This is a genomic window from Streptomyces uncialis, assembly GCF_036250755.1.
GTDB classification, from domain to species: Bacteria; Actinomycetota; Actinomycetes; order Streptomycetales; family Streptomycetaceae; genus Streptomyces; species Streptomyces uncialis.
The window spans coordinates 1,228,615-1,251,529 of sequence record NZ_CP109583.1 but is presented as its reverse complement, the minus strand read 5'-3'; the positions used below and the strand labels follow the sequence as shown (position 1 = coordinate 1,251,529).

General features: G+C 72.1%; 20 protein-coding genes. 10 read left to right on the top strand and 10 right to left on the bottom strand.

Annotated features, from left to right (window positions below):
* Positions 1-435: 435 nt before the first annotated feature.
* The 3 genes from panD to OG711_RS04765 all read left to right on the top strand — a co-directional run bounded on the left by panD (position 436) and on the right by OG711_RS04765 (position 2,452).
* On the top strand, positions 436-864 hold the full coding sequence (gene panD / locus OG711_RS04775; protein ID WP_073786757.1) for an aspartate 1-decarboxylase: 429 nt from the start codon (positions 436-438) through the stop codon (positions 862-864).
* A 124-nt stretch (positions 865-988) separates the two neighbouring features.
* Entirely contained in the window at positions 989-1,333 is a 345-nt protein-coding gene (locus OG711_RS04770; protein ID WP_073786755.1) for a GNAT family N-acetyltransferase, read from the top strand.
* Between the two features lie 366 nt (positions 1,334-1,699).
* Complete coding sequence (locus OG711_RS04765; RefSeq protein ID WP_073786753.1) at positions 1,700-2,452, top strand: hypothetical protein; 753 nt, start codon at positions 1,700-1,702, stop codon at positions 2,450-2,452.
* Between the two features lie 162 nt (positions 2,453-2,614).
* Here OG711_RS04765 and OG711_RS04760 read toward each other — a convergent pair whose 3' ends face one another.
* The 4 genes from OG711_RS04760 to OG711_RS04745 form a co-directional block, all read right to left on the bottom strand.
* On the bottom strand, positions 2,615-3,406 hold the full coding sequence (locus OG711_RS04760) for a DUF1206 domain-containing protein (RefSeq protein ID WP_245876723.1): 792 nt from the start codon (positions 3,404-3,406) through the stop codon (positions 2,615-2,617).
* 286 nt (positions 3,407-3,692) lie between these two features.
* The gene (locus OG711_RS04755; RefSeq protein ID WP_329558484.1) at positions 3,693-4,196 is read right to left on the bottom strand and encodes an ATP-binding protein; all 504 of its coding nucleotides are present in this window, start codon (positions 4,194-4,196) and stop codon (positions 3,693-3,695) included.
* A 252-nt stretch (positions 4,197-4,448) separates the two neighbouring features.
* Positions 4,449-4,814, bottom strand: a complete 366-nt coding sequence (locus OG711_RS04750; RefSeq protein WP_073786738.1) for a hypothetical protein — start codon at positions 4,812-4,814, stop codon at positions 4,449-4,451.
* A 66-nt stretch (positions 4,815-4,880) separates the two neighbouring features.
* Positions 4,881-5,114 (bottom strand): DUF5133 domain-containing protein, encoded by a 234-nt coding sequence (locus OG711_RS04745; protein WP_245876721.1) that lies wholly within the window; start codon positions 5,112-5,114, stop codon positions 4,881-4,883.
* Positions 5,115-5,372: 258 nt separating this feature from the next.
* On the opposite strand from OG711_RS04745, the gene OG711_RS04740 reads away from it, so the two are divergent.
* On the top strand, positions 5,373-6,254 hold the full coding sequence (locus tag OG711_RS04740) for an RNA polymerase sigma factor SigF (protein WP_073787738.1): 882 nt from the start codon (positions 5,373-5,375) through the stop codon (positions 6,252-6,254).
* 233 nt (positions 6,255-6,487) lie between these two features.
* On the opposite strand, the gene OG711_RS04735 is transcribed toward OG711_RS04740, so the two are convergent.
* Entirely contained in the window at positions 6,488-7,027 is a 540-nt protein-coding gene (locus OG711_RS04735; protein ID WP_266505702.1) for an ATP-binding protein, read from the bottom strand.
* A 272-nt stretch (positions 7,028-7,299) separates the two neighbouring features.
* Between OG711_RS04735 and OG711_RS04730 the strand changes: the two genes are divergently transcribed.
* On the top strand, positions 7,300-7,530 hold the full coding sequence (locus tag OG711_RS04730; protein WP_073786732.1) for a DUF397 domain-containing protein: 231 nt from the start codon (positions 7,300-7,302) through the stop codon (positions 7,528-7,530).
* Positions 7,531-7,624: 94 nt separating this feature from the next.
* Positions 7,625-8,545 (top strand): helix-turn-helix domain-containing protein, encoded by a 921-nt coding sequence (locus OG711_RS04725; RefSeq protein ID WP_073786730.1) that lies wholly within the window; start codon positions 7,625-7,627, stop codon positions 8,543-8,545.
* Positions 8,546-8,613: 68 nt separating this feature from the next.
* On the opposite strand, the gene OG711_RS04720 is transcribed toward OG711_RS04725, so the two are convergent.
* From OG711_RS04720 to gndA, 4 genes are all read right to left on the bottom strand, one after another.
* On the bottom strand, positions 8,614-9,426 hold the full coding sequence (locus OG711_RS04720) for an SAM-dependent methyltransferase (RefSeq protein ID WP_073786728.1): 813 nt from the start codon (positions 9,424-9,426) through the stop codon (positions 8,614-8,616).
* A 106-nt stretch (positions 9,427-9,532) separates the two neighbouring features.
* Positions 9,533-10,027, bottom strand: a complete 495-nt coding sequence (locus OG711_RS04715) for a hypothetical protein (protein WP_073786726.1) — start codon at positions 10,025-10,027, stop codon at positions 9,533-9,535.
* Positions 10,011-11,156 (bottom strand): helix-turn-helix domain-containing protein, encoded by a 1,146-nt coding sequence (locus tag OG711_RS04710; protein ID WP_266505699.1) that lies wholly within the window; start codon positions 11,154-11,156, stop codon positions 10,011-10,013. Before OG711_RS04710 ends, OG711_RS04715 begins: the two co-directional genes overlap by 17 nt.
* Positions 11,157-12,862: 1,706 nt before the next feature.
* Positions 12,863-14,302: an NADP-dependent phosphogluconate dehydrogenase gene (gene gndA / locus OG711_RS04705; protein WP_073786722.1), complete on the bottom strand. Its 1,440-nt coding sequence runs from the start codon at positions 14,300-14,302 to the stop codon at positions 12,863-12,865.
* A 99-nt stretch (positions 14,303-14,401) separates the two neighbouring features.
* On the opposite strand from gndA, the gene OG711_RS04700 reads away from it, so the two are divergent.
* Both OG711_RS04700 and OG711_RS04695 read left to right on the top strand, forming a co-directional pair.
* Positions 14,402-15,376 (top strand): acetylxylan esterase, encoded by a 975-nt coding sequence (locus OG711_RS04700; protein WP_073786720.1) that lies wholly within the window; start codon positions 14,402-14,404, stop codon positions 15,374-15,376.
* A 154-nt stretch (positions 15,377-15,530) separates the two neighbouring features.
* Positions 15,531-16,922, top strand: coding sequence for a transglycosylase family protein (locus OG711_RS04695; protein WP_329558483.1), 1,392 nt, complete (start codon positions 15,531-15,533; stop codon positions 16,920-16,922).
* A 73-nt stretch (positions 16,923-16,995) separates the two neighbouring features.
* Here the strand turns inward: OG711_RS04695 and OG711_RS04690 are convergent, their stop codons facing one another.
* A complete protein-coding gene (locus OG711_RS04690) occupies positions 16,996-18,123 on the bottom strand; it encodes a DMT family transporter (protein ID WP_329558482.1) in 1,128 nt (375 codons plus the stop codon).
* Positions 18,124-18,821: 698 nt separating this feature from the next.
* Here OG711_RS04690 and OG711_RS04685 point away from each other — a divergent pair.
* On the top strand, positions 18,822-21,212 hold the full coding sequence (locus OG711_RS04685) for a GH92 family glycosyl hydrolase (protein ID WP_329558481.1): 2,391 nt from the start codon (positions 18,822-18,824) through the stop codon (positions 21,210-21,212).
* A 283-nt stretch (positions 21,213-21,495) separates the two neighbouring features.
* Positions 21,496-22,830, top strand: coding sequence for a wax ester/triacylglycerol synthase family O-acyltransferase (locus OG711_RS04680; protein WP_329558480.1), 1,335 nt, complete (start codon positions 21,496-21,498; stop codon positions 22,828-22,830).
* Positions 22,831-22,915: the final 85 nt, after the last annotated feature.

Here is a 22,915-nt window from a genome sequence, read left to right as displayed (position 1 = left end):
CCTGCCACCAGTCAGGCCGTCGCCCTCTTCAGCGAGGAGCACCGCCTCTCACCCGGGCAACCCGACGTGGTCAGCCACCGCGGCTGGGACCTGCTCCACCGCGTCGCCCACAGCAGACTCCTGTCCGCACGGGGGAGGCCGACGGCCTCGATACGCCATATCGGGAGATGTGGTCAGATGCTTGTTCCGGCCGTGGCAGCGGGCTACTGGGGTGGGCGGAAGCGGCTTGGGTCGGCTGATCCATGGCGGTGCGTGGCTCGACTCCCGGTCGACTGCCTTCGTGCCTGACTGTCACCTGACCTCGGTCAGCAAGTAGTCAGCATGAGTCCTGTAAGACCTGGGGAAAGCTGCTCGGGCATACGACTCGCTGTAGGCTGTGAAAATAGCCCTTGACCTGCAAAAACGCAGGCAGGGAGCCTAGTCCAGGAGTGCCCCGTGCTGCGTACCATGTTCAAGTCGAAGATCCATCGCGCCACCGTCACCCAGGCCGATCTGCACTACGTCGGGTCCGTCACCATCGACGCGGACCTGCTCGACGCCGCCGATCTGCTGCCCGGTGAACTCGTGCACATCGTCGACATCACCAATGGCGCACGGCTGGAGACCTATGTCATCGAGGGGGAGCGCGGCTCCGGTGTGATCGGGGTCAACGGCGCCGCGGCTCATCTCGTGCACCCAGGGGATCTGGTGATCATCATCAGCTACGCCCAGGTCGACGACGCCGAGGCCCGGACCCTGAAGCCGCGGGTCGTCCATGTCGACGGGGCCAACCGCGCGGTCGCCCTCGGTTCCGACCCCGCCGAGCCCGTGCCCGGGAGCGACACCCGGCGCAGCCCGCTGAGCGTGGCGCGCGCCCAGGGCTGAGCCGTCCGCGCGTTGCCGCTGCGCCGTCCGGGGAAGCCGGGACGGCGGTGCGGTGTTGCAGCGGACGTGACCGCTCCGGTCCGGACCACAGTGGCCGGAGCACCGAACCGATCATGGAGGACCGATGGCCGACACGGAGATCCGGGACGACCGAGCGGCGGGGCGGCTCGAAGCGCGTGTGGGCGACGAGGTCGCCGGACACATCGCGTACTTCGTGCTGACGGAGCCGGGCCGGGCACTCGTCCCCGTGCACACCGTGGTGCGGCCCGAGTTCGCGGGTCAGGGCATCGCGGGCACGCTCGCCGCCGAGTTCTACGCCGTCGCCGCCCGTGAGGACACCCCGGTCGCACCGCTGTGCCCGTACGTCGTGAAGTGGGCCGCCCGGCACCCGGAACAGGCCCCGGTGGCCGACCCTGAGCTGCTCCAGGCCGCCAAGCGATATGTGGCGGAGCACCCCGACCAGTGGTGACCGGATGACGCGTCACCCGTGACGGACGCGCCGTACGGCCCCCGCTCCCCTGGATTCCGTGACAGGGGAACGGGGGTCGTACCGCTTTTCCAAGGCTCACCCCGGCCACCGTTCCGGATATTTCCATGACGAGATCCGGGAGCAAACGGAATGTTGCGTACCGCTGGAAGTCATGGGTGAACGGCGGTAAGCGGAACGAACGGGCCGTGCAACTCGGCGGAGTTCACGTGTGAAGGGGGAGTTCCTTTCGGGTGATCGGGGGTACCCGGATTCTCACGAGCGTCCCGGTAAGGGAGTCGGAGTACCGGGAACGGCCGGAGAGCAATCGGAAAGCGGACCTGTTCGGGCCCGCAGGGAGGGAATTCCATGAAGCTGAGGAAGAACGCGGTTCTCGTCGCGATGGTCTGTGTCGGAGCCACGGCTCTCGCCGGTTGTGGCGGGAACGGAGGCGGGGGCGGGGGGTCGGACGACCCGTTCGCGGGGGACAGCGCCGACCAGATCGCCGACCAGGCGGTCAAGGCGACCCAGGGCGCCTCATCGGTGCGGATGGCCGGTACCGCCAAGCAGAACGGCGCCACCATCACGGTGGACTTCCAGGTGGACGAGCGGGACAGGTGCAAGGGCAAGATGTCCGGCAAGGGGGCCAACGCCGAGGTCGTGCGGACCGGTCAGCAGTTGTTCGTGCAGGGCGACCGGGCCTTCTGGAGCAATACGCTGAAGGGTCAGCCGGGCGCCGAGCAGGCACTCGACAAGCTCAAGGGCCGCTGGGTGAAGACGGCGCCGAACGAACAGGGCACCGAGGGAATGTGCGACAAGCAGGCTTTCCTCGCTGCCATGGACAGCGATAAATCCGAGCGGTCCGGAATGAAGAAGACGGGTACCACGACCGTCGAAGGCAAAAAGGCCGTGACGCTGGAGAAGAAGAAGGAGAACGGGGAGAAGTTCACCTTGCATGTCGCCGCGGAGGGCGATCCCTATCTGCTGAAGACGGTCACGGAAGGCGGAAAGGCGCCGAGCGAGATGACCTTCTCCGCCTTCAACGAGAAGGTCGACGCACAAGAGCCGCCGGCCGACCAGGTGGTCGACCCCAAGGCCCTGGGGAAGCCCAGCGGCCGGTGATCCGTCCGGACCGGGACGGGTGCGGGAGATCCGTGCCCGGGAGCGGGCCGGAGCGGGTGCGGGCCGGGGGCCGGGGGAGGATCCCCGGCCCCCGGCCCGCACCCCTCGGCGGGACCCGGTGTCCGGGGACCCGCCCCGGACACCGGCCCGCACCCGTGTCCCTCAGAACTTCCGCCAGCGGGCCATCGCGAAGGAGAACACGCCGAACAGCACCAGGCCCACGGCGACGGCCACCAGCAGGGACGGCCCCAGCGGGGTGTCCTTGAAGGCGCGCAGGGTGTCGTCCATGCCCTTGGCCCGGTCCGGTTCGTAGGCGACCGCCGCACGTACCGCGAAGACTCCCGCCGTCGCGAACACCAGACCGCGCGCGACACCGCCGCCGACCCCCGTGACATCGACTCCCTGCCGCACTCGGCGGGACATCGCACCGAGCCGCAGATGCTCGTGGTACTTGCGCAGCGCGGCCCGGCCGCCTATCCACAGGCCGGCGCCCACCACCCCCGCGCCCGCCAGCCCCACCAGCCACTGACCGGCGGGCAGCTCCAGCGCGCGGGCGGTGAGGTCCCGCGACTGCCGGTCGCTGGAACCGCTGCCCGAGCCGCCCGCACCCGCCGCGAAGGCGAGCACCGACCAGGCGACGACGCTGTAGAAAAGGCATCTGCCCGCGGAGAGGAGCCGCTTCTTCGGCTTGCCCCCGTCCTTGCCCGCGGCACCGAACACGGCCTCCGACAGCCGCCACAGGGCCATCCCCACGAGCCCCACGCCGAGGGCCCACAGCACCACCGCGCCGAAGGGCTCCCCGGCCACCTCGGCCAGCGCACCGCCCCGGTCCGCCTGTGGGCCTCCGTCGCCGAGCCCGATCCGCACCGCCAGCGCCCCGACCAGCACATAGATCACGCCCCGGGCGGTGAGCCCGGCCCGTGCGGCGCCCTCCATGGCGGGTCCCCGTGCCATCCGGCGTCCCTTGGTACGACTCTTGTGCGTGAGCGCGCCTGCGTTCATGTCGACCTCCCACGACCGGGTGCCCCGGTTCCGGGGGGTGACACCTGCGGGCTCCGGGGGGACATCTGCCGACTCGTGGCCGCGCGACGCGCGCGTGCGCCCTCGGCCGCCGCCGTGTACCGGCCGGACACCGCCCGCGCAGGGCGCTGCCCTGCTATCCGCCATGTCCTGCCGCGCCCGGCCGCGCCACGACCTCGAAGACCTCGTGGCGCGGGACGAGCGCCCGGCGGACCGTCCCTCAGGCCAGCGGGACCAGTGCGGTGATCGTCTTCCCGCCACCGGCCCGCCGACTGATGGTGATGTCGCGGGCCAGCCGGATTATCAGGGGCCAGCCGTAGCCGCCGCCCAGATGCGACGAGGGGAGGGCGCCGCCGTACCCGTCGGCGGGGACACTGTCGTCGCGGTCGTGGACGGTCAGCAGCATCCCGGCCCGGGTACGGGTCGCCTCGAAGCCCGCGATGCCGCCACCGTGCTGAATGGCGTTGGTGACCAGTTCCGAGGTCACCAGCAGCAGATCGATGACCATCCGTTCCCCGTCCGCCCCGGACGGAGGGCCACCCTGGTCATGGACCAGTGCCAGCACATGGTCGCGGGCGGCGCCCGCGGTGGTGATCCCCGGGACGAGGCCGGAAGCGGGAGCGGTCGGGGTCCCGTCCGTCAGCGTGTCCCTGAAGTCCGTCCCCCGGGCGCTCGCGCCGTCGGTGCCGCCGGTACCGGGGTGGCGCTCGTCGGCCGCCCTCATCGGTCCGTCCCGCCGCCGCGTCGCGCGGTCGCCGGGGACTGCCGCAGTCTGGGCGCGCTCCTGTGACCGGGATCACCCTTGCCCCGGACCGCGAACGGGTCGTGAGCCGTGTTGTGGGTCACGGTTGCCTCCCCCAGATCGGACATCGTCGCGCCTCCCTGCCGTGCGGGCCGGTGACATATGGAGTGCGCCGCGGACCGGCTTGCCGGGGCGCGAGACGGACGCCACACCGCCGGCGGCGTCCAGCTCGGTTCAGTCGGGACGCCGTGTCGGCAGAGCGTGATAGTAACCCCCGACCTCGGTGAGGTACGCGGGGTCCAGGGTCTCGCTGTCCGTCCGGAACAGCGGAGCCGACTTCACCTCGTCCCTGGTGCAGCTCAGCGTCACCCGCTGCTCCGCCGCGTCGACCCCGGTCACGATGCCCGCGGGCACCAGGACGCTCTTGCCGAACTTCCAGACGCCGGTGTCCACGACCAGATGCGGGGTGCCCCGGCCGTCGGCCTGCCGGTCGACATGACCGATCGTCCCGTCGGTGGCCTCGACGGTGAAACCTGTCAGGTCGAGTGCGTCGGTGTGGCCGCTGAGCGGCGTGTACGACCAGATGTTCTGGATGCTCACGCTGACTTCCCTTCGTTCTTGACGTACGGCCTTGACATACCGCGTGGGGTGGACCGGAACACGTGCTCAGGCCGCGCCGCGCGCGGCGGTGACCGCCGCGCCGCAGCAGTTCTCGGCGAGCTCCGCGTCCGCCGCGGCGAGCGCCGCCCGCGCGTCGTCCGTCCGGGTCGCGTCGCACAGGGTGCGGGTGACCTCTGCCAGGGCCCGCCGCAGCTCCGGGCGTTCCCGTTCGGCGACGGCGAACCGCAGGGCGGCGTAGCGGGCCAGCAGGTCGCGCAGTACTTCAGGCGTGGTCTTCATCACGGTATGGGCTCCTCGTGGTCATCCTCCTTCTGTCCCGTCGCACCGCGCTCACACCTCTTGATCCCCCATCTGCCGCACCTCGTCCCGCCACCTGCCCGGGGCCGCCCCGACCGGGACGGGGGCCACCGGACAAATCCGCCGCCGCGACCCCGGAAAAAATTGGTTGGTGATCGGCAGGTGTGAGACGTCAGACCCGGGGAAGGCGCCGAACATCATCGAACCCGATGTGAAGCGACGACGATTGGGGTGGACGGCATGGCAGCCGTGACGGAAGCGCGGACCACGGGCACGTCACAGCGGACCGGAGCGGCACAGCTCGTGGACGCCCCGCCCCGGATCGACCAGCCGCACAAGGTACGGCCGAGTGAGGCACGGGCACTGTCCCGGGGCCTGTTCGAACGGCTCGCCGTCCTGGAGGAAGGCACCCCCGAGCACCAGTACGTACGCTCCACCCTGATCGAGATGAACCTCTCCCTGGTGCGTTACGCGGCATCCCGCTTCCGTGGCCGGGGCGACTCGATGGAGGACATCGTCCAGGTCGGCACGATCGGTCTGATCAAGGCCATCGACCGGTTCGAGCTGACCCGGCAGACGGAGTTCACCACCTTCGCCGTCCCGTACATCGTGGGCGAGATCAAGCGGTTCTTCCGTGACACCAGCTGGGCCGTGCACGTCCCCCGGCGGCTCCAGGAGGCGCGGGTCGAGCTGGCCAAGGCCACCGAGGAGCTGCGCAGCCGTCTGGAGCGCACCCCGACGACCGCCGAACTGGCGGAGCTGATGTCGCTGTCCGAGGAAGAGGTCATCGAGGCCCGCAAGGCGTCGAACTGCTACAACTCCTCCTCGCTGGACGCCGCGCTCACGGCCGACGGCGGCAGCGACGGCGAGTCCGTGCTGGCCGACTTCATCGGCGAGGAGGACCCGGGCATGGAACTCGTCGAGGACTTCCATTCCCTGGCACCTCTCGTCGCCGAACTCGGCGACCGCGACCGGCTGATCCTGCACATGCGCTTCGTCGAGGAGCGCACCCAGGCCGAGATCGGCGCGCACCTGGGGATCTCCCAGATGCATGTCTCCCGGCTGATCAGCCGACTGCTCAAGCGGTTCCGGGCCGGTCTGCTCGATCCGTCCGTGGCCTGACCCGCCCGAGGCGTACCCGAATCGCCGAACCCCACGTGCACATCCGGCACGTGGGGTTCGGTGTGTTCGGTCGCGGACCGGCGGGAGCCGGACGTCCCGCGCCCCTTCGCGGAACAGCGGCAGCGGGGGGTCGTGCTCAGTCGCGCGGCAGCGGCAGCGGCCGGTCGTGCTCGTTACGCGGGGCAGCGGAAGCCGTATGCCCCGTAACTCGGCCGCGCGCCATCGGGAGTCGCTCAGTCGCGCGGCAGCGGGAGTCGTGCCCACACCGACTTGCCCCGCGAACCGCAGTCCACGCTCCAGCCCCAGTCCTCGCTGAGCGCCTCCACGATGGGCAGGCCCCGGTGCCGCTCGGCCAGCGGGGACGGCGGGAAGAGGCGCGGGCGGCGCGGGCCCGGGTCGCTCACCACGCACAGCAGGGTCCGGGGGCGGGGGGCGAGCGCCAGCCACACGGCCGGTTTCGTACCGTCGGGGTCGCTGCGGCGGCGCTGCCCGTGGCGCGCGGCGTTGGCGACCAGCTCGGACACCACCTGCACCGCGTCGTCCCGGACCTGCTGCATCCCCCAGCGGGCGAGTGTCCGGTCGGTGAACCGGCGTGCCTCGTAACAGCAGCGTGTGGTGGGCGGGATGAGGTGGGCGGCGAACGGTGTGCTGCCCAGCCCGTACCGCACGGCCAGATTGGCCGGTGCGCCCGGGGGGCGCCCGCGGAACCGGCCCCCGGCGGTGAACTCGCCCCCCGGGGTCCGTCCTGCGTCCGTGCCATGGCCGACCGCCATGTCCATCTCCCCACAACCTGCGCCGCGCCGTTCGGGCGCACCGCGTTCCACCGACGAGAACGGGCCGTGGAACCGGTGCTTCGGCGCCATTGTGCCCATTGGGCCGTCACTATCGCGTGCGGTTTTCGTTCCTGCAAGTGCGTGGCCGTGCAATTGCAGAGCGGCGGAATTCGTACAGCTTGTCGAATGGAAATCGACGGGGTGAACGGCCGTGGCGCTGGACGCGGTGGACACGCGTGGAAGAGTCGGACGAGCCGAAAGCGGTGACATAGATGCGGATCGAGAACGGAGTCGGTGCGGGGGAGCTCGGCGGTGTGGAGTGGCGCAAGAGCCGTCGCAGCGGGGGCAGCGGGAACTGTGTGGAGGTGGCGCGCCTCGCGGACGGTGGCGCCGCGGTCCGCAACTCCCGTGACCCGAGGGGGCCGGCGCTGATCTACACCGCCGAGGAGATGACGGCGTTCATCCAGGGGGTCAAGGACGGGGACTTCGATTTCGTGCGGTAACGGGACGTAGGGGGATGGCCATTCCCTGACACGCCGGTACGGGCGCTGTCATACTGGGTTCTCGTTCTTCTTATCTCCGTCCAGGGAGCCCGGTATGGGATTCGAGCCGCGCCGGACACCGTCGATCCTCGGCTTTCCGCACCGTCCGGAATGGGGCCCGGTGGCCCACCGGCGGGCGGTCGCGGGATATCTGCGCAACTGCCGTGAGCACGCCCGCATCTCCCCGCGACATGTCGCGGACTGCATAGGCGTCTCGGAATCCACCGTGAGCCGTATGGAAACGGGTCAGTCCGTCCTGCGGCCGCTGGACGTCGAGCGGTTGATGCGGGCGTGCGGGGTCACCGACCAGGCCGAGTACGAGCGCGCGGCCCGCCTCACCGACGAGGCGGGGCGGGCCGAACCCTGGCAGCAGCACGGCCAGGTCGTCCCCCGATGGGTACGGCCGCTGCTCGGGATGGAACTCGCGGCCCAGCGCATCCTGTCGTACGAGCCGCAGCTCGTCCCGGGATGGCTCCAGACGCCGGAGTACGCCGAGATCGTGATCCGCTCGGTCCATCCCACCGCCTCCCGGCAGGAGATCGACACCCGCGTACAGGTCCGTGTCGAACGGCTGGAGATGTTCCGCCGCCGACTGGACCCGCCGGTGCTCCTCGCGGTGATGGACGAGGGGGTCTTCACCCGTCAGGTCGGCTCACCCGGGACCATGCGCAGACAGGTCCGGCATCTGCTGAATCTGCTGGAGGAACTCCCGTACCAGCTCAGACTCCAGATCGCCTCCCAGTCCGTCGGGGCGGCCGGGGTCGTCGTGGGACATCCGGTCGTGCACTTGCGCTTCCATGCCGCCGACCATCTGCCGGACATGGTCTACCTCGAACAGTTCGAAGGCGCGACCTACTACGAGAAGCCCGCGGACACCGAGCGGTACCAGGCCGTCATGAACAACCTCTGCGGCCTCGCCAGCCCCTACGAGCACACCCGCGCGCTGCTCGACGAGGCCGCGACCCACGTGTGGTGAGACCCGCGTGTGGTGAGACCCGCGTGCGGTGGGACCCGGCCCCGGGGCCGGGCCTCACCCGTGCCGGATCAGCGGCGGACCTGCCCCACGCCGCCGTACTCCTCCCACTCGAACGTCAGCTGGGGGGGTACGTCGTCCGCGCCGGGGCGCCACCGCGACACCTCGACCAGTCCGGGCTCGACCAGGTCCAGGGGCGCGCAGTACGCGGCGACGTCGCTCTTCTCCCGGACCCGGCCCCAGTTGCCCTGGGTCTGTTCGTCCATGAAGCCGGTGACGAAGTCACGGATCGCCGGTGAGTCGCTGACCAGCTGGCACACCACCATGAAGCTCCCGTCCGGGAGCCGGGACGCCACATCCGCGATGAGCGCGCCGGGGTCGGCGCTGTCGGGCAGACAGTGCAGCACCGAGACGAAGAGCGCCGCCACCGGCTCCTTCATGTCGATCAGAGCCGTCACCGAGGGATGCGTGAAGATGTTCTCCGTGTGCCGCATATCGGCCTGGATGACGGCGGTGCGGTCGTTGCGCTCCAGTATGGCGCCGCCGATGTTCCGCACGATCGGGTCGTTGTCGATGTAGACGACCCTGCTGCGGTCGTCGACGCGCTGGGCGATCTCATGCACGTTGTCCTGGGTGGGCAGCCCGGAACCATGGTCGATGAACTGCCGGACACCGAAGTCCTTCGCGAGCGTGTGCACCACCCGGCGCAGGAACTGGCGGTTGTTCAGCGCCAGTTCACGCATGCTGGGCACCTTCTCCAGCAGCGCCGAACAAGCGGCCCGGTCGGCCGGGTAGTTGTCCCGTCCGCCGAGGAGACTGTCGTACATACGCGCGACACTCGGTGTGTTGACATCGATACCGTACGGAAGCCGGTCCGGTTCCACGAGGCGCCCCCAGGAGACGACCGGGCGCGCGCCCGACCGGCGCGCACCAGGACCACTCATCGTAGTGCTGGAGGTCACAGCGGGTGGCCGCCTTCACCAACTGGTCTCACCCCGGAGCCGACGCCGTGACGGGACCCGCCCTCCTCTCCCGGGACACCAGCACCTGGAAGTCCGCCGTCGACAACCCCATGACCTCGGCGGCGCGTTCGGAGCTGAGCCGCATCCGGTTGCGCAGCAGCAGCGCGTCCTCACGCGCCGCCGCGATACCCCGGACCCGCCCCCGCACCGGCCGCCGGGGGCGACCGAGCTGGTCGTCCACATGACGGCCGAGGATCTGCCAGGCGACCGCCGCCGGTTCCGCGCTCGCCAGCGCCGCGCGCCAGGAGATCGCCAGATCGGTGAAGACCTCCGCCACCACCGACTCCGCCATCCCGTCCGCACCCAGCCGGATCGACGCGTACACCACGTACGGCCGGTGGTTCCGCGCCCGGAACGCCTGGTACGCGGCCACCGACGTGGCGTGCGCGCGCTGTTCACGGTTCACCCCGCCGGACGCGGGACGCGCCGGTCCCGACCGGGGGGCGTCAGACGCTTCGGCCATACGACGGTCCATCCGTCGCGCCGCGCTGGGCGGGCAGCCGGGCGGTCGGCGCGTCCGGCGTGCCCTCGCGGGGGTCGTCGCACATCAGGAACACGTAATGCACCGACTCCCACAGCGGTTTGATGTCCGCCGGACGACCGCCGAGGGCCCGTACGAGCGCCGCCAGCACCTCCCATTCGGGGATGTCCAGCCCGTCGAGGGTGTGCTGCGCCATCGAGGCGCTGACGGTGTTGCCGCTTCTGCGGGCGATCTCCCGGGGACCGGGGGAGCGGGCCGCCAGATGCAGCCCCCTGAGTGCCGCGTGCAGCCGGGCGATCCCCTGCCGGGCCGACTGCCGCGGCGGAGCGGTCAGACCGTGCGCCGCCTCGAAAAGCACCCGCAGCTCGGCGGGGTCCCCATGGAAGAGCAGGGCGAGCGCGCACACCAGGTCCCAGGTCGGATAGCGGTCCCCGGACAGGATGCGCGAGATGTACGACGGGGACAGCCGCGTCGAGTCCGCGACCTCCCGGATGCTCAGCCCGCTCGCCGTGTGCAGCGCGGACAGGGCCGACGCGAGCCGCCCCAGGGAGGCGGTGGACCGCGACTGGCGCGCCTGGGCGGCCGTGTCGCCGCCGTCGCCGCCGTCCTCGGTGCCCGCCGGGTCCCCCTCGGGCTCACCGGCGAGCCCCGCGGGCCGCAGCCGCACGGGAGCGGCACCCTTGTCGTTGGCGTGCAGCTCCAGCATCCGGCAGACCCGGTCCTCCCGCCAGCGGGTCCGGGCGGTGTCCGGCGCGATGTGCGCGGCCTTCGCGATCTCCTCCCATTTCTCACCGCGATGCCGGGCGTCCTGCACTGCCGCCGCGACATACAGGTCCACCTCCTTGCGCACGGCCGACGCCCGGTCCAGCAGCGTCGCCAGGTCCTCCCCGGCCAGCTCACCGTCCAGCAGCTGCTGCCCGAGCCGCTGCACCTCACCGGCGAGCTGACGTCCGAGCGGACCCTGGGCGACCGGCTCCTGGGCCCGGCCGCCCGCCTGCCGCAGCCGCTGCGCCTTGCTCCGGCACGCGGTCCCGCAATACCTCCTGCGGCGCCCCGCGCCGGTGCCGCGCAGCAAGGGCGCCCCGCACACCGGGCACGCTTCGGTGTCCAAGGATCGGCTCAGCACAGCGTCATCACCCTTGCTGTCGGGAAATCCGGCGGAGGACGGGCGGGACCCCGCCGACGGCCCCGGCACCCGGCGCACCTCCCGACCCACGGGTCTGGTCCCGGCGGGCAGCGTCCGGGAGGTGTCCCGGGGCCGCCGCTGGACCGGCTGACCCGTCACAGCCGCCGGCCGGACGGTACGGGAGAGCCCCGGCCTATGGTGCTCGTCGGGTCCCCGTCCCGCGTGACAAGCCAGGCACGTGACGGTGCGCGGTGCCGGAGCCCGTTGCTACGGTCCCGACCGGGCCGGGGCGCCGAGGCGTTCCGGAGGTACGACGGGGGAGCCATCGCGGTCCTTTCGGATAGCGCGGATTTTCGCCGGAGTAGCAGGACCCCCGGTCCGTACAGGTGGCAGCCTGGACCGGGGGCCGATTCATCATCCGATTCTTCGGCGTGACCCTAGCGTGGCCTCAGAAGCCTCCGCTATCGGAGTGAGCCGGAACCAGGAAAGCGGGCACACAGTGGAACGTAATTCCTGTGTTCGCTTCCGGGCTGCCCGAATCCGACGGTTCCCCGACTGTTTCGCGCCGTGAACCGGCGACTTCGTGATCATGTGTGACCGAAGCGGCCCGGAACGGGCCCAGTTCCTCCGATGAAATTCCGGGTCCGCCACCCCGCGCACCGCACGGGGACGACGCCCGACGTGCCGCCCGGCCGGTCAGCGCCGGGGCGCGGGTGTCACCCGTGGGGGTGAGTGAGGGCGAGAGCACCGGGTACGCGGGGGACAAGTCCACAAGAGAAGCAGTCCCTCACACCGATCGGAGACCGCCATGACCCACCCGTACCCCGACCCCGTACCTCCCGGCCCGACCCCCGGCCCGCTCCCGCTCCCCGACCACCCCAAGCCCCCGCCCCTGGACCCGGTACACCCCCCGCCCCCCGACCCGGTCCCCCCTGCGCCCCCCACCCCGAACCCTCCGCCCCCGGACCCCATCCCCCAACCGAACCCCGTCCCCTGACCCCCAAGCACCCCCGCCCCACCGAAGCGCCCCGACAGCGCCACGGGAAACTGAGCAATAGCCCGGCAACGGTGAGCCAACCATCCACCGCACCCCACGGGGGTGCCCCGACAGGGGCGCGGGGAACTGTGCAAAGAACCGGCAACGGTGACCCGAAATGGCACCGCAACCCCACGGGGGTGCCCCAAAGGGGCGCGGGGAACTGCGCGAAAGACCGGCAACGGTGACCCGGGAACCCACCGCAACCTCACGGGGGTGCCCCAAAGGGGCGCGGGGAACTGCGCGAAAGCCCAACAACGGTGACCCGAGAACGCACCCCGACCACAATCGGGTGCCCCGACAGGGGCGCGGGGAACTGCGCAAAAAACCGGCAACGGTGACCCGAAATGGCACCGCAACCCCACAGGGGTGCCCCAAAGGGGCGCGGGGAACTGCGCGAAAGACCGGCAACGGTGACCCGGGAACCCACCGCAACCACAACCGGGCCGCCCCGAAAGAGGCGCGAATCCGACCGACGGTGACCCGATTACTCATCGCAACCCGGCGGGCCCGCCCCGAAAGGGGCGCGAAGCCCTGGCGACGGTGAGCCGGAAACCCACCGCAACCACACCCACGTCGCCCCGAAACCAGGGGTGGTGGTGGGCCAGCACCCCACCGCCACCCCGGAGGGTGCCCGCCCCCCGCCCGGCAAGGGCTACGCCTCGACCTCCGACCGATCCCCGCCCCACAGCGTGTGGAACGACCCCTCACGGTCGACCCGCCGATACGTGTGCGCCCCGAAGAAGTCCCGCTGCCCCTGCGTCAACGCCGCCGGAAGCCGCGCGGAGCGCAACGCGTCGTAGTACGCGAGAGCCGCCGAGAACCCCGGCGCCGGAACACCCTGCCGCGTCGCCTGGACCAGCACCGCCCGCCAGTCGTCCTGAGCCTCACCGATCTCCCGGGCGAAGTCCCCGTCGGACAGCAGCCCCGGCAGATCGGGCCGGGTGTCGTACGCCGCCCGGATACGGTCCAGGAACGCGGCCCGGATGATGCACCCGCCGCGCCAGATCGAGGCGACCGCGCCCAGATCGATGTCCCACCCGTACTCCTCGCTCCCGGCGGCGATCTGCTGGAAGCCCTGGGTGTACGACACGATCTTCGACGCGTACAGCGCCTGCTCGACCTGGTCGGCGAAGGCCGCGGCCGCGGCATCGTCGAGCGGCCGGGCCGACGGCCCGGCCAGTTCACGGGACGCCTCCCGCAGCTCGGCGTGGCCCGAGACGGCGCGGGCGAACACCGCCTCCGCGATGCCGGAGACCGGCACACCGAGGTCGAGGGCGATCTGCACGGTCCAGCGTCCCGTGCCCTTCTGCTCGGCGCGGTCCTGGACGACGTCCACGAACGGCTTCCCGGTCGCGGCGTCGACGTGCGACAGCACCTCGGCGGTGATCTCGATGAGATACGAGTCGAGCCGCCCGGTGTTCCAGGTGCGGAAGATGTCGGCGATCTGCGCGGGGGAGTACCCGGCGACGTCCCGCAGCAGGTGGTACGCCTCCGCGATGAGCTGCATGTCGGCGTACTCGATGCCGTTGTGCACCATCTTCACGAAGTGTCCGGCGCCGTCCGGACCGACATGGGTGACACAGGGCGCCCCGTCCTCGGCCTTCGCGGAGATCTTCTCCAGCATCGGGCCGAGCGCCGCGTAGGACTCCTCGGAGCCGCCGGGCATGATGCTCGGCCCGCGCAGCGCGCCCTCCTCGCCGCCCGACACCCCGGCGCCGACGAAGTGGATGCCCTGCTCGCGCAGTTCCCGCTCACGGCGCCGGGTGTCGGCGAAATGCGCGTTGCCGCCGTCGATGATCATGTCCCCGGGTTCGAGCAGCGGTGCGAACTCCTGGATCACCGCGTCCGTCGGATCCCCGGCCTTCACCATGACGACCAGCCGGCGGGGCCGTTCCAGCGCGGCGACGAACTCCTTGGCGGTCTCGGTGGGGACGAACACGCCCTCCTCGCCGAACTCGGCGACCAGGTCGTGGGTACGCGCGGCGGTGCGGTTGTGCAGGGCGACGGCGTAGCCGTTGCGGGCGAAGTTGCGGGCCAGATTGCGCCCCATCACGGCGAGGCCCGTGACACCGATCTGAGCTGTGGTGGTCATGCCTGTGGCTCCTGGAATCGGACGTGCAGGTAGTGATCGTCAGTATCACGCTCCCACGTAGTGTGGAGTGCCGACACTTGTACGAAAAGGGAATCATCTGTGCCTCATTTCGATCTGCCTCTCGACGAACTGCGCACCTACCGTCCCGATCTGCCGGAGCCGGACGACTTCGACGAGTTCTGGGCGAAGACCCTCACGGAGGCCCGCCGGCACGACATAGCCGCCCGATTCGTCCCGGTGGACGTACCGCTCGCCGGTGTGGACGTCTTCGATGTGACGTTCGCGGGCTTCGGCGGGCACCCCGTCAAGGGCTGGCTCGTCCTCCCGGCGGGAACGACCGAGCCGATTCCGGCCGTTGTCGAATACATCGGCTACGGACACGGCCGCGGGCTGCCGCACATGCATCTGCTGTGGGCGACCGCGGGCTACGCGCACTTCGTGATGGACACCCGCGGCCAGGGCAGCAACGCGGACGCCCAGGGCGACACCGCCGATCCGGTCGGTTCCGGACCCTCGGCCCCCGGCTTCATGACCCGGGGCGTCGAGGACCCGCACGACTACTACTACCGGCGGGTCTTCACCGACGCGGTGCGGGCCGTCGAGGCCGCCCGCTCCCATCCGCTGATCGACGCGGGCCGGGTCGCCGCGATCGGGGAGAGCCAGGGCGGCGGCATCACCCTCGCCGTGGGCGGACTGGTGCCGGACCTGGTCGCCATCGTCTCCGACGTGCCGTTCCTGTGCGACTTCCCGCGCGGGGCCACCCTCACCGACAAGCTTCCGTACCGTGAGATCGCCTTCTATCTGAAGGCGCGGCGCGGCCATGAGGACCGGACCTTCCGGACGCTGTCCTACTTCGACGGGGTCCACTTCGCGGCCCGGGGACGCGCGCCCGCGCTGTTCTCGACGGCCCTGGAGGACCAGACGTGTCCGCCGTCCACGGTGTTCGCGGCGTTCAACGCCTACTCCGGCCGTGAGCGTGCCATGGAGGTCTACCGCTTCAACGGTCATGAGGGCGGGGGCTTTTATCAGAAGGGCGTCCAACTCCGCTGGCTTCCTCAGTACTTGAACGGCTGACCGGCGCGGCGTGCCGGACGTCCTGGTACAAATCGACGTCCGGCGCGCTGAGTAAGCGACCGGTTACCCTCTTGTCTGGCCGGTTCGCAGCACATAGTTTTGCCAATCCTGATGCCTTGGGGGCCCTCCCCAAAGGACAACAAGGGGGCGACACATGGCCGTGCGTGGCCGACACCGCAGGGTCCAGCCGAAGCGGATCAACCGGACATCACTGACCCTGACAGCCGGCGGCGCCGGAATCGCCATGCCGCTCATCGGCGCGAACCTCGCGCAAGCCGCGGACGCGGGCACCTGGAACAAGGTCGCCGACTGCGAGTCCAGCAACAACTGGACCATCAACACCGGCAACGGCTACTTCGGCGGGCTCCAGTTCACCCAGTCCACCTGGGAGGCCTACGGCGGCCGGGCGTTCGCCCCGCGCGCCGATCTGGCCAGCAGGGACCAGCAGATCGCCGTCGCCGAGAAGGTGCTCAAGGGACAGGGCCCCGGCGCATGGCCCTCCTGCTCGGTGGAAGCGGGCCTCACCCGGGGCGGCGACGCCCCCGAGATCAACCCCACGGCCGCCCGGGCCCCGTCCGCGCCGGACCGTTCCGCGCGCACCGACGTCCGGGACGTCAAGCCGGAGGCCACCCCGCAGTCCCGCGCGGGCAAGTCCGAGATGTACACCGTCGTACGGGGCGACACGCTCTCCGGCATCGCCGACCAACGCCGGGTCGACGGCGGCTGGCAGCGCCTCTATCAGAGCAACCGCTCCGCCATAGGGGACGACCCCGACCTCATCATCCCCGGCCAGAGCCTCTCCCTGGACGCCTCCGCCCGTACGGCCGTCCCCCGGGAACGGGACCGGGCGGCCGACCGGGAACGCAAGCAGGCCGAGAAGCCCGAGCGCAGATCCACCGAGCGCGCGGCCCCGGACCGGGGGCCGGCCGTCAGCAAACCGGTCACCAGGAAGCCTTCCGCCGCCCCCGATACCCGTCGGGAATCGGCCCCCGCGAAGACAGCCCCGAAGGCGGCTCCCAAGGCTGCCCCGAAGGCCGTCGCCCCGAAGGCCAAGCCCAAGGCGGCACCCGAACGCCGTCAGGCGAAGGCGGCACCCGAACGGCGTCAGGAAGCCGCGTCGCGCGGAGAGGCCCGTACCTCGGCGGAGTTCTCCGCGCCGGTCACCGGGGCCACCGGCACCTCGTACCGGGTGTCCGGCCCCCACTGGTCGAAGGGCTACCACACCGGCGTCGACTTCCCCGTGCCCACCGGGACCTCGGTGAAGTCCGTCTCCCGGGGCGAGATCGTCTCCGCGGGCTGGGCCGGTTCCTACGGCTACCAGGTGATCATCCGGCACAGCGACGGCCGTTACAGCCAGTACGCCCATCTCTCGGCGATCTCCGTGCGGTCCGGCCAGAGCGTGGTGAGCGGTCAGCGCATCGGCCGCTCAGGCTCCACCGGCAACAGCACGGGACCGCACCTCCACTTCGAGATCCGCACCGGCCCCGGCTTCGGCTCCGACATCGACCCGCTGGCCTACCTCCGCGGCGGCGGCGTCCGCATCTGACCCACCGGCACACGGGTGAGGGCCGTTGCCCGCCGTCGACACGGCGGGCAACGGCCCTCACCCGTACCCCGCCCTACGACTTGACCCGGGTGCGCGGCCGGAACGCACACGGGTGCGCCAGATCCTGCACGGACGGCAGCCCCGGGTGCGCGCCCCGGCGTCCGGGCTCCCGGCGCAGCTCCAGGATGCCGCGCTGATGCGGCATCGTGGCCCGCTCGTCCACCGGGAACGCCAGGGACGGCCCACCGGCCCCGTCGGCGATCTCGGCGGCCACCGGACGGTCCGTCCCCGTAGCGGAGTCCTCACCGGCCGCCGCCGTGCCGCCCGTCAGCTCCACGGCCTCGCCGAGGAGCGCCGCGCTCTCCTGCTGCTCACGCCCGATCCGCTCGGTCGTCAGCAGGATCAGCCCGCCCGCCGCGACCACGCCGCAGCCCAGCGCGAGCACCGTGCCCGCCGAGCCGTACCGGAAGCTCTCCCCGAGCAGCGTGAGCCCGACGGCCGCGGCGACCACCGGATTCACCACGGTCACCGTCGACAGCGGGGCCGCCAGACCGGCGCCCCGGTACGCCGACTGGGACAGGAACATGCCCGCCGTGGCCAGCGCGGCGATCACCGCGAGGCTCGGGATGTCGAGCGTCGCCGACTGCTCGGTCCAGTCCAGGGCCACGGCCTTCGTGAACACCGACCCGATGCCGAACGCGACACCCGCCGCGCTCGCCAGCAGCACACTGCGCACCGCCGGATGCCGGTGCGCCGCCTGCGCGGCCACCGTCAGCGTCACCAGCGCGCCCGCGGTCACCAGCGCCAGCACCAGCCGCTCCGCGCCGTTCATCGACTGCTCGCCCGCGCTGCTCGTCAGCGACAGCAGACCGGCCAGACCGATCGTCGCCATCAACGCACCGCGCCACGCCGTGGCACCCGCCCGCCGGCGCACCAGGAACGCGGCCATCGGCAGCGCGAACACTATGGTCAGCGCGCCGAGCGGCTGCACCAGACTCAGCGGTCCGTACGCCAGCGCCAGCACATGCAGGACCGCGCCCAGGCCGTTCAGCCCGACCGCTCCCCACCACAGGGGACGGCGAACCGGCACAGCGGTACGTCCCGGGGTGGACACCGCGACCCGCTCCTGGACGATCGCCCCGCCCGCGTACGCCACCGCGGAGACGAGGCAGAGCGCCACCGCGAACACGAAGCCGCTCATGCGGATCTCCCGGGGGTGCGGCCGGCCGTGCGCGGGGTGCGGCGCGTCAGGCGCCGCGGGGGGTCGGATGTCATGTTCCTACGATCCCTCTCCTGAGCCGCCACGTCGTCGTACCTGAGCACGCATTCCGTCCTACTACCGATGGAGTAGACCCCCTAGGGATCACCTACGGGAGTCGTCCCCTGGGTGGACGCGCGTGCTACCCCGGAAGTCGGCCCTGCGGCGGTCCGCCGACCGGTGGGCCGGTCACCGCCGGACGCGTCCCGGCGCCGCCCGGCGCCCGTCCCGCCGTCCACGTACCGGGAGCGGCACCCGTACCGGGTACCTGGATGTTGCCTCGTACGGCGGTCGCCCAACCCCTCCGCCGGACAAGGGAGTCCGTTCCATCACCGGACACCGGTGATGACGGCCGTACGGGGGAGTGGCGCGGGCGCCCCGCCCGGCTCCTTGACGCTCCCGCCGGGGGCTCCAAGAATGAGCCTCCCCGACATCGCGGCCGACTCGGGCACCACGGGCGGCACGCCGCACCGACCATGCCGTCCCCGCCCGGTCCCCTTCCGCCCCCCGCCTCCGCCCCCGCCGGGCACCTCTTCCGACGCCCCCTCGGCCCGGCGCGCGCCCACCCCCGCCGCGCCCGGTCACACCCGCGTCCGGCGCGGCCCGGCGACGATGTCACCCCCCTCCCGGAGGACTTCCCCATGCGATGGACCCGGCGATGGACCCGGCGCCCGCACCCGCGCTCGGCCGGCGCGGTCACGGCACTGGCCCTGCTCGGCGGCGCGCTCGCCGCCCCCGCCGCCGACGCGGTCGCGCCGTACGACGCCACCGCCCGGACCGAGCGGCTCACCGATCTGGTGAACCCGTTCATCGGCACCGCCAACGAAGGCAACACCTACCCCGGCGCCGCCGTGCCGTTCGGCATGGTCCAGCTCTCGCCGGACACCGGGCACAACACCGGCTACGACCACGCCGACACCCGTATCCGCGGCTTCTCCGCCGTCCATCTCTCCGGTGTCGGCTGCCGGATCGGCGGTGACCTGCCCGTGCTGCCGACCACCGGTGACATCACGGCCACCGACAACGCCCGCTACGCCGTCCCCTTCCGGCACACCGACGAGGCCGCCGGGCCCGGCTACTACCGGGTGGGCCTCGGCAACGGCGTACGCGCCGAACTCACCGCGTCCCGCCGCACCGGCGTCCAGCGCTACACCTTCCCCGCCACCGACCGTGCCAACGTCCTGCTCAACGCGGGCCAGGCGCTGCACCGCAACCGTGCCAGCGCCGTCGAGATCCTCGACGACCGCACCATCCGCACCAGCATCACCGGCAGCGGCTTCTGCCAGGCCACCGAGCCCTACACCGTCCACACCCTCACCCGCTTCGACCGGCCCTTCACCGCGTACGGCACCTGGCAGGGCGCGACCGTCACCGACGGGAGCACCCGCGCCGCCGCGACCACCGGCCGGAGCGGCGCCTGGGTCCGCTTCGACACCCGGGGCGACCGGACCGTCGAGGCCACTACCGCCCTGTCCTACGTCGACGCCCGGGGCGCCGCCCGCAATCTGCGCGCCGAGGGCGGCCGTTCCTTCAGCCGGGTGCGGCAGGCCGCGCGCGCCGCGTGGGAGGACCGGCTCCACGACGTCCGCGCCCACGGCGGCGACCGGACCCTGCGCCGGACCTTCTACTCCTCGCTGTACCGGTCCTTCCTCGCCCCCAACACCGGCAGCGACACCGACGGCCGCTACCGGGGCTGGGACGGACGGGTGCACCGCGCCCGGGGCTTCACCTACTACCAGAACTGGTCCCTGTGGGACACCTACCGCACCCAGGCGCAGCTCCTCGCCCTGCTGGCCCCCCGCGAGTCACGGGACATGGCGCTGTCGGTGCTGCGCGTGGGCGAGGAGGGCGGCTGGCTGCCCAAATGGGGCTACGGCACGGTCGAGACGAACATCATGACCGGCGACCCGGTCACCCCCTTCCTCACCAACGCCTATCAGCAGGGCCTGCTGCGCGGCCATGAACAGCGGGCGTACCGCGCGCTGCGCCGCAACGCCGACGGGGTACCGCCGCCCGGCTCACCGGCCGTCGGCCGCGAGGCCAACGCCGCCTATCTGGAACGCGGGTACGTACCCCATCTGGAAGGCCGCCCGCACACCAAGCCCGGCGACTCCGACCACGACCACGGGGGCTCCGCCACCCTGGAGTACGCGCTCGCCGACGCGGCCCTGGGCGAGATGGCCCGCGACCTCGGCCACCACGCCGACGCCCGCCGCTACGCGGCCCGCGCCCGCAACTACCGCTCGGTGTTCGACCCGGACACCGGCTTCTTCCGACCCCGGGACGGCGACGGGGCGTTCACAGGCCCCGCCGACCCGGCCCGCGGTTCGGGCTTCCACGAGGGCACCGCCTGGCAGTACCAGTGGCTCGTCCCCCAGGACCTGCCGGGCCTGATCGGGCTGCTCGGCGGGCCGGACGCCACCAACGCGCGTCTCGACACCTTCTTCGCCTACGACCGGCTGCTCGCCGACCCCGCCCGCACGGCCCGGGAGGTCTGGGTCGACGGACCGTACGAGTACTACAACGCGGACAAGTACAACCCGCAGAACGAACCCGACCTCATCGCCCCCTACACCTATCTGTCGACCGGCAAGCCCTGGGCCACCACCGACGTGGTGCACGCCGCCCTCACCCTCTACACCGACACGCCCACGGGGATGACCGGCAACGACGACCTCGGCACCATGTCGGCCTGGCATGTGCTGTCCGCGCTGGGGCTGTATCCGATCCGGCCGGGCAGCGCCGTATGGGGCCTGTCCACACCGGTGTTCGACCGGGTCGACCTCACCCTCGACCGCCGCCACCACCCACGCGGCGGCCTCACCCTCCGGGCACCCGGCACCACGTCCGACCGGCGCTACATCCAGCGGGTGCGCACCGACGGCACCGACCATCCCCGTACGTATCTGACCTCCGGCGAGCTGCGAGGACTGCGGGAACTGGCGTTCACCGTCGGTGAGGCACCCTCTGCCTGGGGCACCCGGCCGGCCGCGGCGATGCCCGCCCTGCACACCGCCGCCGACCGCCCCTGAGCGGGCCGGCAGGGCATCCGTACCCGGCGCGACGGTGTGCCCGGCCGGGTACGGATGCCTTGCCGGGCGGGACGGGGCGGCCGGGACGGGGACTTCACGCGTTGTTAACTGTGCGTAGCACCGGGGTGCTTGACCATGGCCGCCCCCGGGGATTGACTGCGTACCCATCGCACCCCCGCACCGTCCCGTCGCACCCGCCCCTTCCGCGGCACCGACCCGTGCCGCCGATTCCGCCGCCCACCCCGTCCCGCAGCATCCGAAGCACCCGACGCGAGAGCAGAGCATGGGCACCCAGCCGCTGGCCCCCCTCGACCTGGCCTTCTGGAACATGGAGTCGGCCGGGCACCCCATGCACCTCGCGGCACTCGGCGTCTTCACCGCCGACGCGCCCGGAGCCGCCCGGCACGCCGCCGAACTGCTCGCCACCCGGGCCGCCGCCGTACCCGGACTGCGGATGCGGATCAGGGACGTCACGGTGCCCGTCGGCGGCGCCGCCCGGGTACCGGCAGCCGACTTCGACCCCCTGGAACACGTCCGGCTCGCCGAACCCGTGGCCGACTTCCACGCGGCGGCCGCCACCGCCATGGGGCACCCCCTGGACCGCGCGAAACCCCCGTGGGAGGCAGTCGTCCTGCCCGCCGAGGGCGACGGCACCTCGTTCGCCGTGCTGTTCAAGTTCCATCACGCCCTCGCGGACGGTCTGCGCGCCCTGACCCTCGGCGCCGCGATCATGGACCCCGGCGGACTCCCGGGCCGTCCCCCGTCCGTCCCGGCCTCCGCCTCGCCGCCCGGGCGGCGTGCCCCCGACCGGGCCGCTCCCCGGCCGCTGTCCGGACGGCTGCTCGGGACCGTCGCCGACCTCACCCGGGCCCTCGACATCGGCGCAGCCGTGGCCCGCGCCACCTGGGACGTGCGCTCCACCCCCGCCCTCACCTCCCGCCCCACCGGCACCCGCCGCACCGCGGGCGTCGTCCTCGATCTGGACGATGTGCACCGGGTCCGCAAGTCCGCGGGCGGCACCGTCAACGACGTCCTGATCGCCCTGGTCGCCGGAGCGCTGCGGCGCTGGCTGGAGGGCCGCGGCGAGTCCAGCGAAGGGGTCGCGCCGAGGGCCCTGATCCCCGTCTCCCGGCGCCGCCCCCGCACCGCCCACCCCCAGGGCAACCGGCTCTCCGGCTATCTCGTCCGGCTCCCGGTCGGCGAACCCGACCCGCTGGCCAGGCTGCGCTCCGTCCGCGCCGCCATGGACCGCAACAAGGACGCGGGCCCGCACCGGGGCGCCGGAGCGATCGCCCTGCTCGCGGACCATGTGCCCGCGCTCGGCCACCGGGTCAGCGGACCCGTGGTCGCGCAGGCGGCACGGCTCCTCTTCGACATCCTCGTCACCAGCGTCCCGCTGCCCAGCCTGGGCCTGCGCCTCGGCGGCTGCCCGCTCACCGAGGTCTACCCGCTCGCCCCCCTCGCCCACGGCCAGTCCCTCGCGGTCGCCGTCTCCACCTACCGGGGGCGGGTGCACTTCGGGCTGGTCGCCGACGCCGTCGCCGTCCCCGACCTCGACGCGCTGGCCCGGGCCCTGACCACCGAACTGGCGGCCCTCGCCGCGGCCACCGACGGCTGACCCGCGACCCGGGCAACCCTGTCCGGCAGGGGCCTCCCGCACCCCGCGGCGGGGGTGTGTCCGACCGGACAGCGCGCTGTTTGGC

Coding starts and splice junctions, on each gene's coding strand:
- OG711_RS04770 (WP_073786755.1), top strand. CDS start 989: ATGGCCGACACGGAGATCCGGGACGACCGAGCGGCGGGGCGGCTCGAA.
- OG711_RS04765 (WP_073786753.1), top strand. CDS start 1,700: ATGAAGCTGAGGAAGAACGCGGTTCTCGTCGCGATGGTCTGTGTCGGA.
- OG711_RS04760 (WP_245876723.1), bottom strand. CDS start 3,406: ATGGCACGGGGACCCGCCATGGAGGGCGCCGCACGGGCCGGGCTCACC.
- OG711_RS04755 (WP_329558484.1), bottom strand. CDS start 4,196: ATGAGGGCGGCCGACGAGCGCCACCCCGGTACCGGCGGCACCGACGGC.
- OG711_RS04745 (WP_245876721.1), bottom strand. CDS start 5,114: ATGAAGACCACGCCTGAAGTACTGCGCGACCTGCTGGCCCGCTACGCC.
- OG711_RS04740 (WP_073787738.1), top strand. CDS start 5,373: ATGGCAGCCGTGACGGAAGCGCGGACCACGGGCACGTCACAGCGGACC.
- OG711_RS04735 (WP_266505702.1), bottom strand. CDS start 7,027: ATGGCGGTCGGCCATGGCACGGACGCAGGACGGACCCCGGGGGGCGAG.
- OG711_RS04730 (WP_073786732.1), top strand. CDS start 7,300: ATGCGGATCGAGAACGGAGTCGGTGCGGGGGAGCTCGGCGGTGTGGAG.
- OG711_RS04725 (WP_073786730.1), top strand. CDS start 7,625: ATGGGATTCGAGCCGCGCCGGACACCGTCGATCCTCGGCTTTCCGCAC.
- OG711_RS04715 (WP_073786726.1), bottom strand. CDS start 10,027: ATGGCCGAAGCGTCTGACGCCCCCCGGTCGGGACCGGCGCGTCCCGCG.
- gndA (WP_073786722.1), bottom strand. CDS start 14,302: ATGACCACCACAGCTCAGATCGGTGTCACGGGCCTCGCCGTGATGGGG.
- OG711_RS04695 (WP_329558483.1), top strand. CDS start 15,531: ATGGCCGTGCGTGGCCGACACCGCAGGGTCCAGCCGAAGCGGATCAAC.
- OG711_RS04690 (WP_329558482.1), bottom strand. CDS start 18,123: ATGAGCGGCTTCGTGTTCGCGGTGGCGCTCTGCCTCGTCTCCGCGGTG.
- OG711_RS04685 (WP_329558481.1), top strand. CDS start 18,822: ATGCGATGGACCCGGCGATGGACCCGGCGCCCGCACCCGCGCTCGGCC.
- OG711_RS04680 (WP_329558480.1), top strand. CDS start 21,496: ATGGGCACCCAGCCGCTGGCCCCCCTCGACCTGGCCTTCTGGAACATG.